The sequence below is a fragment of the Aquimarina litoralis genome, from assembly GCF_019295435.1.
GTDB lineage: Bacteria > Bacteroidota > Bacteroidia > Flavobacteriales > Flavobacteriaceae > Aquimarina > Aquimarina litoralis_A.
In genome coordinates, this window is sequence record NZ_WEKL01000027.1 from 1 (window position 1) to 18,504 (window position 18,504).

Sequence of the window (18,504 nt, forward strand, 5' to 3'; positions counted from 1 at the left end):
GGTAACATGGTAACATTCCTCCTAAATACTGCAACGAATTTTGAGTTAATGTTAACACCATAGTAGCCAGTTCATTAGACTGCTTTTTTTGATAGATCTTTTGTATAATGTTCATAGAGTATTTCTCTATTGCATTAAAAAAAGTATGTATTTCTGTATAAATATATCTAAGATCTTGATGACTTTGAATAGAAACACAAGGAGGAATGAAATCTTCTGCTAACGCAGCTATCCCATCATTAAACTCAATTTTTCCTATAGTAATATGATGCTTTCCAAACTCTTGGTCATTTGCCTCAGCTAGATTAATAACATGAAGGCTATATTCCGGCAAAACATAAGGATGTCTTGGTGGCTCTTCTTCGGGATCAGCATCTCCAACCGGCACTCTTCCATAAGGATCCACGCTAAGAACGATATAACATTCTTCTTCGGTACTACTAATTTTGTACTCAGTACTTATAATACTTCCTTTCTGTTCTAATGCCGAAGAGATTTCAGGGGTAATATTTATTATAAAACCTCCTTTAGTTACGGCTCTACATCTATTAAGTTGCACTTTTATAGTATCCTGACCGTCCATTGAAAAAACCATATCTACAGCTTCATCTCCAGCCAAATCTGGTAGCAAACCATAGTTTATAGCATTGATATCTTTCGCTCCTATAAGTTGCGAAAAATTGGTAAATGCATTATCCGCTTCAATAAAATGGTTTTTATTAATTTTCATACCGTCAATCCAGTTGACGCGATGATGATTTTTATTTGTTAATTCCATCTTTAAAATAAACTTGTTTTAGAATACCTTACAACCACATTTTTGATACAGTTGTTATCCTCTTTAGTTAATTCCAATTCTTTTATTTTAATACCTTTCCCTCTGATTTTTTCACAAAACTCGATAAAAGTTGTTCTCTTCTTATTTACGATAATTGGTAGATCAAGATTTCCGCATAGGTAAGGTTTAAAATCTTTCGCTGTTAATTTTTTTGTTGAAACCAAGATAATCTTTGATCTAAATGACTTTTCACTAATCTCAGGTGCTTTAAATTCTTCCTTAGGATCATCATCAATCGGATCATCCCCTATTGGATTTTCTGGAATTACAGAAACATCACGAACCACTACGTCATCATTTTTAATTTTTTCTTTCTTTTTAGGCAATACTTCTATGGTTTGTGTTGTGGCATACTTAATTTCTCCATTTACAATTAAAGTAATCGTCTTTTTCCCAGAGGTGCTATAGGTATATTCTGGATTTTGTTCTCTTGAAGTAGCTCCAATTGCGTTCTCAAAATTCCATTCCCAAGTTGTCGCATTCAAAGTATTATCTTCAACCTTTAATTTTTCTCCCACTCTTATTTTAGGTGTAAGAATTTTAAACTTCGCTTTTTTTGAAGGGTCTAAAATTTCCTTCTTCTCTAAAACTGTTATTTTTCTTTCTTTAGGGCATTTTCCATTTACAATCAAAGAAATCGTGTACTCTCCAGGCTTTTTATAAGTATGATACGGCTTTCTTCTGGTATCAGTTGCTGTACTATCTCCAAAATCCCATTTCCATTCCAAGGCTCCAATTGTAGTATCTTCAAATGCAATAGGATCATCAACTCTCACGCCTTCTTCTTTAAATGAAAATTCAATCATCTCGCAAGGAGTATAGTTTACGTACTTAAAAGCAAAAACGGTTGCTGTAACCAATATTGTTGTTATAAAGAACAATATTACGTTTTTATCTAAATGATAATTTTTTGTATTATTCGATGTCTTCATTACTATTCTTTTTCTAATATAATTAACTTATCACTGTTATCTTGTATGGAAAAACATTAAGAGATTGTTGTTCCAAAATAGACAAAATATTACTTTTTAAGGAATTCCACTCTACTTCGGAGGTGTTTTCTTCTTTATTTTCTATCAATTGTACTTCAATACAAGGTATCAAACCTTTAGAAACGTGAATATCTGTTTTAAACCCCTTTCCTACTCTGACCTCATGAACCTTATTACTACACAATTCATAGCACAATGCCTTCACATCTTCTCTAGTTACAATTCGGTTCCTAGAAAGCAACGCCCTCCTATAGGCATTCAAACGCTCATCCATTCCAAGGTTGTTTTTTCCCTGAAATGTAGAAGTTAAAAACATACTTCCTTTTTGTTTAAGATCACTTCCTTGATAAATACTAAGACTATTACCTGATTTTATTTGATTAGCATCTTCTCCATTCGTAACCCAATACTCTACCAATAATGTATCCTTTTTCTTATATGGTTTTACCGAAATATAATTGGTCTCCTCTGAAGACTTTTTCATATCAGTAACCTTTTTTTCTAAAAGCGATATATTCTGATTGAGTTCATTTATGTTGGACTGTAAAAAATCGTTCCCGAAAAAAGAGAAAGATGCGCTTTCGTCTTTAAGCAACTCTATCAAATGAATTAGGTATTCTCTTGCTTTCCTATAATCTAACTTACTTACATTATCTCTTCGAATCACATAGGTTCCTTTATCATCAGATGCAGAATCGTTTTCTCTTAATCTATATTCTTTTCCAGATGTGTTAGAAATTCCTTTAATATCGAGAAATAATTCCTGTGTACTTATAGGCACAATATCGATATAATCTTTTAATTGATATGAAATACTTTCCCATTTTCTATTCAAAGCGGGAAATGCATTAAACGTACAATAAACACTCTCCAGAATAGAATCATCAATAATTCTTGGGAACTCTATTTTTATCCAATTAAAATTAGTTAAATCATCATGTGTCTTTTGATCTATAAATTTAGAGAATTCTTCTGGTAATTTTGCTTCTGATTTTATAGAAATATCAGATTTTACAGAAACAAAATGTTTTTTGTAAAGTTTACTTACCTTTTCTTCTATATTTCTTGTCTTATTCGGTTTGAAATCAAATATAGATTCCAAGCTGGTTCTTCTAGAGACATCACTATTAAAATACCCAGAAGCGGTTTTAAATTCTTTATCTTCAAAATAAAATCTGGTATTTTTCAGGTGATGATAAAAAAGTTCATTTTCCTGAACATCTAATAATTCAAAATAAAGCGAAACATCTTTTAACGCTATTTTATTCTGATCAGTTTGTATTCCTAAATATAAAGTCGAAGGAGAAAGTGTACTGGTATCTTTTAAAGACAATGTACTAGTAGTTTTCCTCTTTCCTTCTAATTCAAAAATTTTATTGCCACAAATCATTCTACTAATAGTAGCATCTATTAGATGATTTTTTTGAATTGGTGAAAAGTAGATATTTTTTAACTCGGTACTTGCATTTTTTGTTTTTATTTTCTTTTTAAAATACAAAAGATGTTCTGGAGTAATAGTAGTTTTTTTCTCTATAGGATCTGAATAAATAATTCCATGAGCTGGTCTAGATCCATATAATGTTTCCGGAGTCATTAACTGGATTAACCTTTCTGTGATACGTGTTTGAGAATTATCTATTTCACTTGAAATTTTTTCAATCTCAGATGCACAAGCTCCTATCAAAAGAGAAACTACAGGATCAAAAGAACTTTCGATTTCGTTTGGAGAAACTCCCCAAAGCGAAGCCGCCTTTTTGATCATCCTATTTTTTATCTGAACTTTATTTTCTGTACTCATAATCTCTTTTAAAACGAAAGTGGAGCAATATAAAATCTCTCAATACAAGAGAACCCCTCATTTGTCCTACTTATCACACCATTTACCTTTATATCAACTCTTTTTTTAATTCTATTTAAACTTCCTCTATTACTAAATTCCTCTTGATTAATAGCAACATCCACTGTTACTCTTTTTAATCTTTTTTCCTGAGAAGTAATACTCTCTACCAATGATTCTGAAATTGTATTCCGTAATTTATTCGTACTCGTCAAATTATCAAAATCTACATTCCATATAGAACATCCAAAGGTTTCGTCAAATGTACATTCTCCAAAGTAAGAGGTAGTAATAAGGTGTATAAAACCAACAATAGATTGTTTTAAATCACAACTATCTATGTCTTTATTTTTTACAATTCCAAAAGTATCTAATGGCAACTTATAGAAAGAAGAACTCATGTATACTAATTTGTGTGTTTAATTAACCCTAAAACCAAATGCAAGTTACTAAAGATTTTATTTATCAGCACCTGATTATACAATAAACTAAATAAAAAAATAAGAATCTGATGTTTTATAATTTTATTTTATTGTTATCCCTGTATATAGGGTGTAAAATAACCATAAGTTTTTTTATATTTGTCTAAATTTTAATGATCGCATGAATACACTTTATAAAACGTTTTTTTTACTTGTTATAATTATTGGGGTAATGAGTTGTGGAGGTTCTAAAAAAGCAGAACAAGAGGCATTAGCACAGGCCAGAAGAGACTCCATTGCATTAGCAAAACAAAACGCTATATTACCAATTCAGAAAAAATATGGAGCTATATTGGGTGTTGCTCCTAAAGAAATAGAGAATGTTCCATTATTTGAATTTATTGACGAGTGGATGAATACTCCATATAAATTGGGCGGAAACACTAAAAATGGAATTGATTGTTCTTATTTTACGCAATATATTTTCCATGATGTTTATGGAAATTTAATTGAGCGAACTGCTCAAAAACAATTTGATGCTCCCGATACTAATAAATTTAAAGGATTGCATAATCTAAAACAGGGAGATTTGATCTTTTTTAATAAAAAAGGTTCAGAATTTAGAGAAATAACCCATGTAGGTTTTTATCTTGGCAATGATAGATTTGTGCATTCTACTTCCCGCAGAGGAAATTCAGGTGGAAATGGAGTACAGATAAGCCTGTTATCAGAGCAACCATGGAAAAGGATGTTCGTTGCCGCCGGAAAAAAACCTAAATTCACTAATAACAAAACTGCAGAAAACAAGTAATAGCATTCTTTTATACCAACTAAACGAATGAACAACCAAGAAGTACAACTTGTCTACGAAGAACTTATTTCTACTTATCAAAATCTAAAAGCCGAAGTCTTTGTTGCTGAAATTTTAGAAAAGTCGAGTTTAGATCTTACGGATATTGACATATTCAATAACAGTACATTTTCTAGATCTTATAGAAGAGATGTTATTGATATAAAACTAGACACGTACTCTAGGGATAAAGATAAATTGCAGCTTCATCTTTCCAGAAATGGTTTATATGACACTTTACCAGAAGGTTTTTTTCATGAACCGGTAAAGGCAAAAAGTGATATTTCATTTACAGAGTTACATCAAAAACAAAAAAAGGAAGAAAAAGATGCCAGAGCTTTTTTTTCTCCTTTAGAAAATGAGTTTTTCACCCAACGAATTAACATTGAAAAAAACGAACGTGAATTAATCAATGAATTTGCTAATTTAAGAACTGATTTTCTTTTAAAATTCTGGAATATAGACCCCAACATACCTAAAGACTACAGCATTAAATTACTACAATTACTGCCGTATGTTCATAAAATATCAGGAGAGATCGAATTAACAGCTTTGAGCTTGGAAAAGATCATTGACGAAAAAGTAACTATTACAAAAAAACACAGACGGTTAGAGGATCCTAATAATGAGACTAAAGCGCAAAAAAATCAACTGGGAGTTGATTTGGTATTAGCACTAAACGAGACAGTAATCTCCTATCCCTTATGGGAAATTACAATTGGGCCAGTGAGCCAAAAAAATATTGATAAATACATTATTGGCGGTGCTACTAAAAAATTTATTAGTATCTTTTGTGACTATTTTATCCCTATGGAAATAGACACAACAATTAACGTAACATATTCGAATAAGGAAGAGACATTTACATTAGATCAGACTAACAGTCCCAGAATGGGTCTAACAACTATGATATGAATTTGACATTACAAGCTGCAGCAGTAAACGCTGATTTTTTTAAGGTAGGAATCTTATTACTAGCCGTTAGCGCTATAATAATGGCATTTATTGGGGGATTAAAAAAACTTTTTGTCAAAAACAAAAAGAAATTTCTTCTATACATGCTAGTAGTATTATTGGTTTTTGCTGGTACCGCATTACTAAGCAATGAAAAAGTCTTAAACAACATTCCGTTAAATAGTTTTATCGGTTTTCAGGTAATATTTTTATGCTTGGGCGCACTACACGTATTAGCTATGCGTAAATTTTTTCCCAATCTGTTAGATGATAATCTTACAAGATTTTGGCCCGAATTTCTATATACCGTAGTTACTATTTTTATTGGTCTCATTACCTTTTTATTTGTAGTAGAAATCTACAAACCTGATTATAAATATATTTTTGCAGCCTCATCTTTATGTTTTCTAGTTCCTATTACGATTGTAAAATTGTATGAATTTGCGATTTCCGTTCCTGTACCGATTTATAAGAAATGGTTCTACCCTATTGATAAAAAGATGAAAGATCCTAAAGACGATGAACTAGCAAATCCATTAGTAATATCATTCGAATTTAATAAAGGAGAAACTACGGATGAATTAAGTAATTTCAGACTAAAAGCTCCTGAAAAGATGGAATTTGGTAAGCTTTTCTACTTCTTTATTAACGATTATAATGACAGACATCCAGAAGGTGAAATTGAATTTTTAGATGATAAAAATAACCCTTACGGTTGGATTTTTTATACCAAACCGAATTGGATAGGTATGCAATCTCATATTGACTTTACACGAACTATTGAAGGGAATGGAATTAAGGAAAATGATGTGATTATTTGTAAAAGAGCATAAAAAACATCTGTTAAAATTTTGTTAAAAAAAGATCTCAAAATACTCGTTGAGATCTTTTTTTTGATGGATTAAATTCACGACGAAGTGCAAATTCCCCGAAAACAGTGTAGTCTTTTTCCTTCTAAATTAACTATTTCCCAATAGCTTAACAATATTATAATACACAGATTTCTACTTATTTTAGTATCTTTACATTGTACAAGTTACGTTTATTATATCATTTATTATTATTATTTATTAATTAAAATTTATTTATTATGTCTTTTAATGCAACAGTAGAGCTTGAAGGAAAAACCTTCAATGTACTTAATTTCAACTACAGTCTTTTTAGAGAGACTGATGCAACAGGTCGTCCATCTTCTATCCTAAGAGGAGGAAGAGGTACTTGGGAAGTAGAATCTAATGTAGATGATGCTGCTATATCTGATATAGCGTATGATAGCTACAGAATGACTAATGTAAAAATGACTTTCTTCAAAAGAGATACTAAAGCTACTGCAAAAGAAATCACTTTTACTGACGCTTATATCGTGAAATATGAAGAAAGCTTTGAATCTACAGGTAATACACCTGCTAGAATAAGGTTTACAGTTTCTGCAAGAGAAGTTGAGACTAGATCAAGTTCACTTGTAAATGAGTGGGTATAATTTTCCCCGTTGATATAACATTAAGTTAAGGGAGTGTTTTTCACTCCCTTTCTCATCTTATGTAATTATTTCTTCTTTTATGTTTTCACATACAATATTGGAAATAATAAAGTTGTTATTCATTTTAAAATTATTACTTATGTCATTTTTAGCAAAACTAGATCTTGATGGGGAAGAGATAAACATCTTGGATTGCTCTTTTTCCTTTAGACAAGACACCGATTATACAGGAAGACCTTGTGCAAAACCTCAAGGAGGACAAGTGAACTTATTAATAGAATCCACAGCCAAAACTGACTTTTTGGATTGGTCTATATCTCCCACAATTACCAAAAATTGCAAGATTACCTTTTTTAGACGGGACAATGTCTCTAGTCTGAAAAATGTCGAGGTGAAAGACGCGTATTGTATCGAGTATACAGAGCATTTCAATGCAGAGAGCTCACAACCAATGCAAATACATCTTGTCTTATCTGCAAGGGAGATAACTATTAAAGGTACTACATTTACTAACAATTGGCCTTCTAAAGCTTAGCGGAAATTTCTTAGTTTCCGTATTGTTTTGTAAGCAAGTATTTTATAGTTACTTATGCTATAGCTAATTATTTGCTCTCAACTTCTTTACTAAGCTTTTAAATAAGTTCGGACGTTATTCACAAAATTATCTTATTAATTGAACAAGAAAATTTACGTGTGTAATTAAAATATTAATCAAAAATATAAAGAGTCTACTTTATACTTATTGGTCATTATTTCAATTTTTAATGATAGACCCCTAAAAAAATAAACTATGGCGTTACAGTCGAATACACAAATATTTATCGGAGGAACACCTATAAGTGCCTACAAGAAATTAATGCTGCATCAACAAATTGATGCGCATCACACCTTGGAATTAGTTTGTAGAATGGATGTTCTGGAAAATTTCACAGGAGATATTGCTTCACAAACTAAAGATTATCTGGGTCAGATCATTACAATTCAAATTTCGTCTTTGGGAGCTTTTTCAGGTTATAAAGAATTTGAATTCAAAGGAGTGGTCACTTCTGTAAACAGCACTATGGGATTCCACCAACAAAATGGAGATTTAGTGACGATTAAAGCTCATAGTTGTAGTATCATTGCCGATGATGGACCTCATTATAATTCTTTTAACGATGTGGATTTGGCAAGTATATTAGGTGATACTTTTCAAGGGTATGATCAATCGAAATTAAAGACTATTTTCAATCCTTCAGTTTCTGAAAACATTCATTATAGTGTACAGCACGAAGAAAGCGCCTTTCAATATGCTAGTAGACTAGCTGCTCAATATGGTGAATGGTTTTATTATAATGGTAGTGCATTAGTATTTGGGAAACCTGAAGATGAGAAGGAAGTTTTACTTACCTATGGTCATGACTTACAAGAATTTTCTCTAGATCTAAAACCTTCATCAAATAGTTATAAATATTTTACCAATGACTATTTGTCTGATAGTGACCATGAAAAAACTACTTCAGAAATTAGTTCAGGAGCTAGCGGATATAATGGTTTCACTAGTAACAAATCTGATGAAATCTTCCCAAATGAGACAAACATTTATCTAAACTCTTATAATGATCCTTCTTTAAAGCAACGAATAGATTCTTATGTAGAGCGTCAGAAAAAGGCTGAAGAAATTAAACAAGTAATTTTCAAAGGTGCCAGTGATAATCCAGGTGTAAAAATCGGACAATTAGTTAAAATTAATAGTGAAAGCGGAGATTATGGAACTTTTCGGGTAATTAGCATCACTCATACGAATACAGAAAATGGGAAGTATCAAAATAAATTTGAAGCAGTTACTTCAGAACTAGATGCTTATCCTAATACCAGTATAATGTCATTCCCTAAAAGTGATACTCAGGTAGCGATAGTAAAAGAAAATAGCGATCCTGAAGGGATTGGTAGAATCAGAGTTCAGTTTCCTTGGCAAAAAGAAACTGGTGAATTAACACCATGGTTACGAATAGTAACTCCACATGCAGGAGGAGAAAAGGGATTTCATTTTATTCCGGAAATTGATGAAGAAGTTTTAATTGGCTTCGAAGGTGGTAATGCAGAAAGACCTTATGTTCTGGGTACATTATATACGGGAGGAGCTAATCCATCTAATTGGAACACCCAAAATAATGATGTCAAAGCATTAAGAACAAGAAGTGGTCATACGGTAGAACTAAACGATTCTAATGGAGGTGAATTCATTACTATTACTGATAAAAACAGTAATATTATTAATATTGACACTGCAAATAATAACATTACTATTTCTGCTGGTGAAACGATGACGTTCAATGCTAAAAATATTAAAATTAAAGCGGCAGAGAATATTGACATGGTAGCTGGAAAAGATTTTACCAAAAGTATTTCAGAAAACTACAATGTAATGACTAAAAACAATACATTGATTGTTGAAGAAAACCTTACTACAGATTCCAAAAAACAGGAAAATGTTTCTGACGAAATAACATTAAGTAGTAATAAACAAAATCTTACACTTTCTTCAGGAAAAACTGTGGATGTCCAAAGTAAGGAAAAAGTAAAATTGTTTTAAGTAAGATCAAAACACCCTAAATGCAGATCAGCTTAACGTAATATGGAGAATTTCCAGGAAGAACATACTATCGCTATTCTTGATAGAGATCATCAACTCATCCTTAAACCTGACAATTTTAAAGGAAAATATGGATGTATGATTATCTTTGATGATCAAAAGTCAAAAACTGAACTTAGATATAAGCTAACGATTCAATTTTTAGGCAAAACAGATGATTTTACGAATTCCTTTAGAATTTCAAGATTACCCGAATTTTATCTAGATGATAAGGTTCCTGAAGACTTCCTAGACAAATTAGCATATGAAGTAAGTAATGTAATTTATCCTTTGGAAATAGAAACGCTTAGAAATGGTCAAATTCATACCATTTTGAATCATGATGAAGTAGTTTCTCGTTGGAATCAAACTAAAAAGAAATTACAAAAAAAGTATAAAGGTCCTTTAGTTGATAAGTATATAAATCTTACTGATAAATCATTAAGATCAGAGGATGTTTTTTATGACAAAATGAGTAAAGATTGGTTTTTACAACTCTACTTTGCTCCTTTATATAATTTATATAATGACGGCTTTTCTTTTGAACATTCAATTTCGTATCCGATTGCTGGAAAAGCATTAGCTGTTCATTATAATACAAAATTTAAGGTAGAAGATCTCAAAAAAGAAATGTCCGAGGATATAATCATTAAAATTTCTGGTGATATTGATGATGAGCGATGTGCTTTAGACATAGAAAATGAGTTGGATGATCCTTACTACGCAAAAATTAATCCAGAAGAAAAAAAGCTAAAAGGAACTTGCGATCTTACTTATTTGTTAGATAAAAAAACAGGGATTGTAGAAGGATATGAAGGTGATTTTGAAACTCAGTTTACTACCCAGAAAAAAGTAACTGTCAAAATGTTTCTGTTAGAAAAAATGAATGATCATTCTGTGTTAATTGAAGATGAAGAAGAAAACAAAGAAGAAAATCAAAAAGGATTTTGGGCCAAATTATTTAAAAAGTAGAGTATTATGAGCCAAAAATATGCTGTTGTACAAGGAGCTATGTGTAAATGTCAGTTTGGAGATGGACCTGATAAATTAAAGGTGCTCTCCCATTCTAAATATTACGCAAATGATAGTGATGGTGCAGAAAAACTTTTAGCAACCTCTATGGAGTTAGGAGGAGCTACATTTGAGAAAAACACCTTTGGACAATGCAAATTGCAACCTACAGGAAGTAGTTTTAAACCTTGCCAAATTATAGTCACAAAATGGGATGGTTTTTATGAAAATGTAGAGTTTAGTAATGGTGGCAAAGTTTTACTTGAAGATAGTAAAGCCACTTGTCCTATCGCTGGGAGCCCTTGTATAAGTATATTGAATCATGGACAATCACCAGCTGGAAGTTCTAGCAATTCTGAAGATGCGAATGCAGATGCCCAAAGACAAATGAACCCAATGGTAGACTCGAGAGATCTTCAGGTGGAAGAATCAGATGTTAAAGAAATAATCGTTACATAAAATATTTCATATGCCAGTAGGAATAGAAAAAGTAGTAATTGTGGAAGGGTCAGGTCAAACAAGATCCCCTAGAAACTTTGAAATAAAAGCTAACGAAACTGTTGAATTAAAAGCAATATACCATGATGGCACTCCAGAAGGAATGCAAGGTCATGCCAAGTGGATTATAAAATCAAAAGATGGTATTCCATACACTAAAAGTGATCAAGAAGGAAAGATTGGTGACACTAGAGGTATTTCTGTACAACCAAAGTTTTGTGGACCAAAACAACATGTAATAGAAGCTTTTTTAGACGATCCTATCAATAAATATCCTGCGCAGCTAACATTTAGAGCTGTAGCTCCACAAAAGATCATTAGTACTAAGTGGAGTAAAACAAATGGTGGCAGTGACATTCGTCAAAGCTCAATAAAATATGGAGAAAATGTATGGCTAAACATACAAACAGAAGGGTTAAATGGAGCGGTTCTAGAAGTTGATATTTATAATCGTCAACTTGGAAGCGATGAAAAAGTAACCTCTATCGGGAATGTTCGTTGTATTCATGGAGAAATTAACCTAGAAATTAAGAATACCTATACTTGGAGAGCAGGAACTGGCTTTTGGACAAGTAGTAAGGAAGAATTTTATATAAAATTAAGAGTACGTGGATCTTCGAAAACGTTGGTTGATGATAAGAAACAGGATATCCATGCACGCTACTTAAGAATAGAAGATGAAATTGTTACTAGAAAGGTGGAGAAAGCACAGGACGCAAGACCTGCAACGATTGGTGAATCAGAAGTTAATGTTGAAAGATATGAACTCTGCAAATTCACTAAAATTACAGTAACCGATGATAAAAAAGACATCACGCTGTTTGAAGAAGGAAAGTTACAATTAGACTTGAAACAAAAATCAGAATTTCAAGTATCTGAGGTAATTCATTTTGATCTTGACAAATCAAATATAAGAAGCGATGCAAAACCAGTTTTAGACGGTATAGCACGATTATTACTTGACAATCCTTATGTGCATTCTGAGTTAGGAGCTCACTGTGATGTAAGAGCAAGTGATGAATATAATGATAAACTTTCCCAAAGAAGAGCTGCTTCTGCAAGAGAATATTTAATCTCTAAAGGAATATCTAGTAAAGTTATTAAGTCAAAAGGTTATGGAAAAAGAAAGTTGCTAATTACTGGAGAAGATCTTTCTGAAGAAGAGCATCAACAAAATAGAAGGCTAACAATCAGATTTCAAATTTTCGGAGGTGATGCAGAAAGTATCGTTTTTGAAACTGTTGCTCCTGATGAATCAAAGAAGAAAAAAATCACTTTTAATATTGATAATTACAATACTGACAAGTGCTTAAGAAGAGGTACTAATTTAGCTCACAACACAAAAGAAGTACAAGTAATTGAAGTAACACCTCAAGGACAAAAAGGCCCTTTCCCTTATGATGGAACTTCTGCTATAGAACATAGAGTTTATTCGAATCTTTCAATATCTGCTTTACAAATTGATGCATTAAGGTATATATGGCCACATAAAAACACTACGAATAATTTTAATTACCATATTCATAGTTGTAGATATTTTAGCAATAAAGATAAAGCTACTGTTGTTACCAAAGTATACCCAGATATTAAATGGGATTTTCATTTCTTTTTAAAACTTAGTAACCCCTTAGCTGTTAAATGRCAAGGTCTAKATGGTCCGGGAGTCAAAAGAATGCGAGAAGTCAATGGTAAAGTTGCCGCAGAAAGCAGATGGAAACAATCTGAAGCAGCATTTGGTGTTGTTCTGAAAGCCAGTTGGAATAAAGAAGATGATTTAAATTATGAAAAAGACTTTGAAGTAACAGGCAAATATGAAGACAAATTTAAATGGATCTATAATGTTTTTAGTTCATTAAGAGAAATTTCCAAAGGGATTACAAAAACAACCAAAGGAAAAGCTTCAAAAACTCTTGGTAGCAAAACACCATTTTCAATAGAAATTGTTCCTCCTAATTTCTGTATCGGAGCTGAATGGCAGCTAGCTAGAGGAGAAAAGGATCAAAAACCAATTAAGGAAATTGGAACGGAATATAAATTCTATTTAAAATCAGAACCCCTTATTGGCGTCAAACTTATAATTGATCTATTGGGTGGTGCTATTACTGCTGCTTCTTATGCAACGACCGGAAATCCTGTTGCAGGAGATATAGTGCTAGCAATTCGAGAATGGGCAGAAAAAGGTTATGAATCTGAAAGAGTACAGGTTAATTTCCGCATCTGGTTTGATCTTATAATTTCTGGAAATATAAATGGTAGTGTAGATTTCCAAAGTAATACTGCTTCCGATAAAAATAGCGCAAGTGCAAACCTAGAAACAAAGTTAGGAGTTGAACTTACTGCTGGTGTAGAATTAAATGCAAAAGTAGTTATCGTAAAAGTTGGATCTGCTCATGTCAAAGGTCATGCAAGTGCTGGAGTAAAATTGGGAATCACCTCCGGACATCATATAAAATATGGAACTCATAAAGGGCTTTATTACAAACCAAGTTTAAAAATAGATCCATGTATTGCTCAAGTAGTTGTTTATATTGAAGTCGGACTTTCTTATAAAGTGGTTAGCGCTGATTGGAAACCTATAAATATTAATGAAAAGAGAAAATTCTGGGATGAATTTGATATCATTAAAAATCTAGAAGATGTTTCTGGTCGTAAAGCCGAAATACAACTTATTAAACCTTAACCTAATCTAATGAAATTTTTAAATTTATTGTCACTTTTACTAGTGTTTTGTATGATATCATGTAGTTCACAATCAGTTATAGATTTATCAGAGATAAGAATGCCTTATGAAGCCTCTAACCTGATCAATGAAAAATACGATACTAAAGAAGAAACCGCTACATTTGGAAATCTTCAGAGTTACAAATCGGAAGATGAAAAACTATTTAATTTTAATACCCTAAATTTTCAAAAACAACAATCAGGAAAATATTTTTCACCAACTATGTTACATTTCTTGGTGGATAACACATCTAATAAAGCTAAGTGTATTTATTTAGACACATCTGTCGATACAGATAGTAAAGAACTGTACAGACTGTTTTTAGAAAAATTCGGTACTCCAAATTACTATAATAAAGATGAAAATTTCTTTAATGGAATTTGGGAATTAGAAAACACTTATTTCATATTAAAACAAAATTTCACATCACAATCAGAAAGCACTAAAACGACTAAAAGTAGATTGATTATATTACAAAATGATAACCAAGAGTTAGTTGACCATTATCTTTATGAAGGACTAAGTAATTATCTAGAGTTTCTAAAGTCAAAAGCGGAGAAACAAGACCCGAATTACTCATATAACCAATTTGCAGAGGATAAAAAAAATGATTTTTTTGGAGAAGAGAAATATTCTAAAGAATTAGCAAACAATCTACCGCTTTAATTAAAACTTTAATACACACAAAACATTGAAAAAACCATATTATATCATAAAGTTTAGTGCAGTTGAATGTCGTTTTGAAATAAGAGTGAATGACCACCCTGTACTTACCATGAATGTTGAAAATGGTCAAGTGTCTTCACAAGTACCAATAAATCATGCTATATCAGAAAGTGGTATGACTGAAATTTCTGTTTCAATATTACCTGTAATTGGCAGTACTCAATTTTMAAACGGTACAGAATTTAGTTATTCCTGTAATTTATATAATGTTGAGAATGGTTTTAACTTCATCGAGGCATATGAAGATTATAAAAGCCCAAAAGTTTCCGACAGTCAACCTCTAAGTTTTTTCTCAAATTCTCAAAATTTAGAAGTCAATGTGAATTATAAATTAAATGATTTATGGGAAAATGGAGAAGACCTTAAAGACGTTGAAAATTTTGAAAGAAAATTAAGGAATGCTTATGTCGAAATTGCAAAAATCATTACGAATAAGCAATTTAATGAATTCGAAAGCCGTATAAAGAACAGAGAACAAAATATAGCTACTTCAATGTACTTATCATCTGTGGATTCTAAAGCAAGAATAAACAGTTTGGTACAAGATTTTCAGAATGGTTTTGATATTGTAAATCTAGCGGAAGATGGAATAGTAATATATTCTGCAAATGGGAAAAAAGCAAGTTTAAAAAGACCTACCGGAGAACCTGCACTTTGTTTCGAAAAAAAAGAACCTAAAGAATTTTTAATGTTAGATTTAGAATTCTATTTGAATAAAGATAGTGGAAAATTAGAAGTCATCTAATAAACAATTACACTATTGAAGCAATGAAAGCTAACATATTTATTAGAGCTTTTATTATATTACAATTCTTTTTCGTTCAAAGCTGTCAACCTCAAAAAACGAAAGAATTTAATCTATACACATTTGACTTCTCAGAAAAAATAACTAGTATTCTAAATAATCAAAACATTAAACTGGATACTAAAAAATCAGAAGCATTAACCCTTTTTGGTTATAATAGATTTCGAACAAATAGTAGTAAACTTTTAAAGTTTCATAATTCTACACTTTCGGGTAATATACAAGAACATACTAACAGCGTTACTTTTCACTATTCTATTGAAGATAAGGTTATCGCAATATATGAAGTGCTTCTTTTTACTAAAACCAAAGTAAGCCAAATAAAAAAGACTTTAAATTCAGATCTAGGTAGACCTCATCATTCTTCCACAAACTCTGATGGATTAGAGATGAATGTATGGAAAAATGAAAAAGACCAAATTTATTTTTTTCTGATGTCTTATCAAGATGAGAAATCTAAAATAAACAAAACTGAATTTACTGTTATTGACATGAAAAACCCTAGAGCAAAAGAATGGATCGACTTTAGGAGTTTTAACTACTTTTTATAAATCTTCTATAGCTTTTTACACTTATAATTATACGCTATAAATTCTTCTTTAAAAAAAATCGAAAAATCTTTTCTCAAAAAAGGGGTAACAATTTTAATACGATTTGTATCTACTATTGAACACATCATTTAATGGGGAAAAACACCCATTTTTATGTAAGAAAACCCAAAAATAATGTAGGTAACTATAACGCTTCTAAAAAAATAAGTATTTTTATATAAGAATAGTTAGGTACTATTTTTGATAACATATAGAAGTCTATTACACAGTTCAATGTATCAATTTCTCCCCCAAATCGATTGAACTGTCTAAAATGTTAACTCGGTATACCAATCGTATACTAATATATAAAAACGATAAAGAAAATTTCGTTAGTAGTATTATATAATACAACCAACATAAATAACTAAATCATGGCGCTGCAATCAAACACTCAAATTTTCATAGGAGGTACTCCTATAAAAGCTTACAAAAGATTAATGCTTCATCAAGAGATTGATGCCCATCACGTTCTAGAACTCATTTGTAGAATGGACGTGTTAGAAAATATTTCAGGAGAAATTGCTTCTGAAAGCAAAAACTATCTAGGAGAAATTCTAACTATTAAAATAGCCTCATTGGATACTGCCAGTGGGTATAAGGAACTGGAATTTAAAGGCATCGTAACTTCCGTTAGCAACACTAAAGGATTCCATCAACAAAACGGTGATATGGTTTCTATCAAAGCACATTCTTGTAGTATCATTACGGATGATGGCCCTCATTATGATTCTCATAGTGATGTTGGACTTTCTGAAATACTAGATAAGACATTCCAAGGCTACGATAAATCCAAACTAGAAACTACTATCAGTCCTAATAATTCAGAAAGTCTTCATTATAGTGTACAGCATAATGAAAGCGCTTTTGAATATGCTAGTAGACTCGCAGCACAATATAGTGAATGGTTTTTCTATGACGGTAGTAAACTGGTATTCGGAAAACCGGAAGATAAAGAGACCGTTGAACTAAATTATGGCCATGATTTACAGGAATTCTCTATTAACCTTCGCCCCACTCCAAATAATTTCAAATATTTCACAAATGATTATTTGACAGATGAGCAACATGAAATGACTACAGCTCAGGTAAACTCTGGAGTAAATGGATTTAACGGTTTTACCAGTCAAAAAAGCGATGCTATTTTTTCCAAAGAAACGAGTATTTATGTGAATTCTTATTACGATCCTCAATTAAAAAAGAGATTGGATAAACATGTAGAACAACAAAAGAAAGCTGCAGAAATTAGACAAGTTCAAGTTCAGGGAGTAAGTGATAATCCAGGTGTCAATATTGGACAAGTCATTAAAATTAAAGGAGAGCAAACTGATTATGGCAGTTTTAGAATCATTAGTGTTTCTCACAGTTCTACTGAAAATGGTAAGTACCAAAACAATTTTATAGGAGTAACAGCAGATCTTGATGTATACCCTAATACCAATATGATGGCAATTCCTAAAAGTGACTCTCAGATAGCTACTGTGATGGATAACGCAGATCCTGAAGGTATGAGTAGAATTAAAGTTCAATTTCCATGGCAAAAAGCAAGTGGAGAGGAAACACCATGGTTACGTGTGCTAACTCCTCATGCCGGAGGGGGTAAAGGATTTCAATTTACTCCAGAAAAAGGAGAAGAAGTGATCGTTGGTTTTGAAGGTGGAAATGCAGAAAGACCATATGTAATGGGAGCCTTATTTACTGGAGGTAGTAATGCTGGAGATTGGAAAACTGAGAAAAACGATATCAAAGCGATCAAAACTCGTGGAGGTCATACCTTATCTTTCTCTGATGAAGATGGAAAAGAAACCATTACTATTACAGATAAAAATGGTAACTCTATAATTCTGGATACTTCTAAAAAAGAAATAAATATTAGCGCGCCAGAAAAAATTAATTTCTCTTCTAAAGAAATTAATATCAATGCAGAAGAAACTGTAAACATTGATGGTAAAAACAATGTAAATGTCAAGTCCAAAGAGATTTTGAATGATGGTACTTCAAAAGTGACAATCAATAGTTCGGCAAAAGTAGAAGTAGGAGCTCCAAGTACCTTAGTGGAAGGAAAAGCAGAACTTAAATTAACGAGTAAAGGAATGACAGATATTGATGGAACTGCTATGACCAATGTAAAAGGAGGTTTATTGAATCTTAATTGCGGATAATTT

Annotated in this window: 17 protein-coding genes; 13 read left to right on the top strand and 4 right to left on the bottom strand. The window is 31.7% G+C overall.

Translation table 11 applies throughout. From position 1 onward, the window contains the following. The 4 genes from GBO31_RS14660 to GBO31_RS14675 form a co-directional block, all read right to left on the bottom strand. A partial coding sequence (locus GBO31_RS14660) for a hypothetical protein (RefSeq protein ID WP_219009113.1) occupies window positions 1–778 on the bottom strand: 778 nt, incomplete at its 3' end. A gap of 2 nt (window positions 779–780) precedes the next feature. Continuing rightward, the gene (locus tag GBO31_RS14665) at window positions 781–1,770 is read right to left on the bottom strand and encodes a PKD domain-containing protein (protein ID WP_219009114.1); all 990 of its coding nucleotides are present in this window, start codon (window positions 1,768–1,770) and stop codon (window positions 781–783) included. 22 nt (window positions 1,771–1,792) lie between these two features. Then, window positions 1,793–3,628, bottom strand: coding sequence for a type VI secretion system baseplate subunit TssF (locus tag GBO31_RS14670; RefSeq protein WP_219009115.1), 1,836 nt, complete (start codon window positions 3,626–3,628; stop codon window positions 1,793–1,795). An 8-nt stretch (window positions 3,629–3,636) separates the two neighbouring features. After that, the gene (locus tag GBO31_RS14675) at window positions 3,637–4,068 is read right to left on the bottom strand and encodes a GPW/gp25 family protein (RefSeq protein ID WP_219009116.1); all 432 of its coding nucleotides are present in this window, start codon (window positions 4,066–4,068) and stop codon (window positions 3,637–3,639) included. 202 nt (window positions 4,069–4,270) lie between these two features. Between GBO31_RS14675 and GBO31_RS14680 the strand changes: the two genes are divergently transcribed. The 13 genes from GBO31_RS14680 to GBO31_RS14740 all read left to right on the top strand — a co-directional run bounded on the left by GBO31_RS14680 (window position 4,271) and on the right by GBO31_RS14740 (window position 18,501). Then, window positions 4,271–4,900, top strand: coding sequence for a C40 family peptidase (locus tag GBO31_RS14680; RefSeq protein WP_219009117.1), 630 nt, complete (start codon window positions 4,271–4,273; stop codon window positions 4,898–4,900). 27 nt (window positions 4,901–4,927) lie between these two features. Next, window positions 4,928–5,854 (top strand): hypothetical protein, encoded by a 927-nt coding sequence (locus GBO31_RS14685; protein WP_219009118.1) that lies wholly within the window; start codon window positions 4,928–4,930, stop codon window positions 5,852–5,854. Further along, window positions 5,851–6,726, top strand: coding sequence for a TssN family type VI secretion system protein (locus GBO31_RS14690; protein WP_219009119.1), 876 nt, complete (start codon window positions 5,851–5,853; stop codon window positions 6,724–6,726). Before GBO31_RS14685 ends, GBO31_RS14690 begins: the two co-directional genes overlap by 4 nt. A gap of 257 nt (window positions 6,727–6,983) precedes the next feature. After that, window positions 6,984–7,373: a type VI secretion system tube protein TssD gene (gene tssD / locus GBO31_RS14695; protein WP_219009120.1), complete on the top strand. Its 390-nt coding sequence runs from the start codon at window positions 6,984–6,986 to the stop codon at window positions 7,371–7,373. Window positions 7,374–7,512: 139 nt separating this feature from the next. Further along, on the top strand, window positions 7,513–7,908 hold the full coding sequence (gene tssD / locus GBO31_RS14700; RefSeq protein WP_219009121.1) for a type VI secretion system tube protein TssD: 396 nt from the start codon (window positions 7,513–7,515) through the stop codon (window positions 7,906–7,908). Window positions 7,909–8,163: 255 nt separating this feature from the next. After that, the gene (locus GBO31_RS14705) at window positions 8,164–9,948 is read left to right on the top strand and encodes a type VI secretion system Vgr family protein (RefSeq protein ID WP_219009122.1); all 1,785 of its coding nucleotides are present in this window, start codon (window positions 8,164–8,166) and stop codon (window positions 9,946–9,948) included. A gap of 42 nt (window positions 9,949–9,990) precedes the next feature. Next, window positions 9,991–10,959 carry a hypothetical protein gene (locus GBO31_RS14710; protein ID WP_219009123.1) on the top strand — a complete coding sequence of 323 codons (969 nt, stop codon included), beginning with the start codon at window positions 9,991–9,993 and terminating at the stop codon, window positions 10,957–10,959. Window positions 10,960–10,965: 6 nt separating this feature from the next. Continuing rightward, window positions 10,966–11,457 (top strand): DUF4280 domain-containing protein, encoded by a 492-nt coding sequence (locus GBO31_RS14715; RefSeq protein ID WP_219009124.1) that lies wholly within the window; start codon window positions 10,966–10,968, stop codon window positions 11,455–11,457. 10 nt (window positions 11,458–11,467) lie between these two features. Continuing rightward, on the top strand, window positions 11,468–14,176 hold the full coding sequence (locus GBO31_RS14720; protein WP_219009125.1) for an OmpA family protein: 2,709 nt from the start codon (window positions 11,468–11,470) through the stop codon (window positions 14,174–14,176). Between the two features lie 9 nt (window positions 14,177–14,185). Continuing rightward, on the top strand, window positions 14,186–14,884 hold the full coding sequence (locus GBO31_RS14725; protein ID WP_219009126.1) for a hypothetical protein: 699 nt from the start codon (window positions 14,186–14,188) through the stop codon (window positions 14,882–14,884). Window positions 14,885–14,909: 25 nt separating this feature from the next. Further along, window positions 14,910–15,689, top strand: a complete 780-nt coding sequence (locus tag GBO31_RS14730; protein WP_219009127.1) for a hypothetical protein — start codon at window positions 14,910–14,912, stop codon at window positions 15,687–15,689. 23 nt (window positions 15,690–15,712) lie between these two features. Then, window positions 15,713–16,300, top strand: coding sequence for a hypothetical protein (locus GBO31_RS14735; RefSeq protein WP_219009128.1), 588 nt, complete (start codon window positions 15,713–15,715; stop codon window positions 16,298–16,300). A gap of 413 nt (window positions 16,301–16,713) precedes the next feature. Continuing rightward, window positions 16,714–18,501 (top strand): type VI secretion system Vgr family protein, encoded by a 1,788-nt coding sequence (locus GBO31_RS14740; protein ID WP_219009129.1) that lies wholly within the window; start codon window positions 16,714–16,716, stop codon window positions 18,499–18,501. Window positions 18,502–18,504: the final 3 nt, after the last annotated feature.

Coding starts and splice junctions, on each gene's coding strand:
- GBO31_RS14665 (WP_219009114.1), bottom strand. CDS start 1,770: ATGAAGACATCGAATAATACAAAAAATTATCATTTAGATAAAAACGTA.
- GBO31_RS14670 (WP_219009115.1), bottom strand. CDS start 3,628: ATGAGTACAGAAAATAAAGTTCAGATAAAAAATAGGATGATCAAAAAG.
- GBO31_RS14675 (WP_219009116.1), bottom strand. CDS start 4,068: ATGAGTTCTTCTTTCTATAAGTTGCCATTAGATACTTTTGGAATTGTA.
- GBO31_RS14680 (WP_219009117.1), top strand. CDS start 4,271: ATGAATACACTTTATAAAACGTTTTTTTTACTTGTTATAATTATTGGG.
- GBO31_RS14685 (WP_219009118.1), top strand. CDS start 4,928: ATGAACAACCAAGAAGTACAACTTGTCTACGAAGAACTTATTTCTACT.
- GBO31_RS14690 (WP_219009119.1), top strand. CDS start 5,851: ATGAATTTGACATTACAAGCTGCAGCAGTAAACGCTGATTTTTTTAAG.
- tssD (WP_219009120.1), top strand. CDS start 6,984: ATGTCTTTTAATGCAACAGTAGAGCTTGAAGGAAAAACCTTCAATGTA.
- tssD (WP_219009121.1), top strand. CDS start 7,513: ATGTCATTTTTAGCAAAACTAGATCTTGATGGGGAAGAGATAAACATC.
- GBO31_RS14705 (WP_219009122.1), top strand. CDS start 8,164: ATGGCGTTACAGTCGAATACACAAATATTTATCGGAGGAACACCTATA.
- GBO31_RS14710 (WP_219009123.1), top strand. CDS start 9,991: ATGGAGAATTTCCAGGAAGAACATACTATCGCTATTCTTGATAGAGAT.
- GBO31_RS14715 (WP_219009124.1), top strand. CDS start 10,966: ATGAGCCAAAAATATGCTGTTGTACAAGGAGCTATGTGTAAATGTCAG.
- GBO31_RS14725 (WP_219009126.1), top strand. CDS start 14,186: ATGAAATTTTTAAATTTATTGTCACTTTTACTAGTGTTTTGTATGATA.
- GBO31_RS14735 (WP_219009128.1), top strand. CDS start 15,713: ATGAAAGCTAACATATTTATTAGAGCTTTTATTATATTACAATTCTTT.
- GBO31_RS14740 (WP_219009129.1), top strand. CDS start 16,714: ATGGCGCTGCAATCAAACACTCAAATTTTCATAGGAGGTACTCCTATA.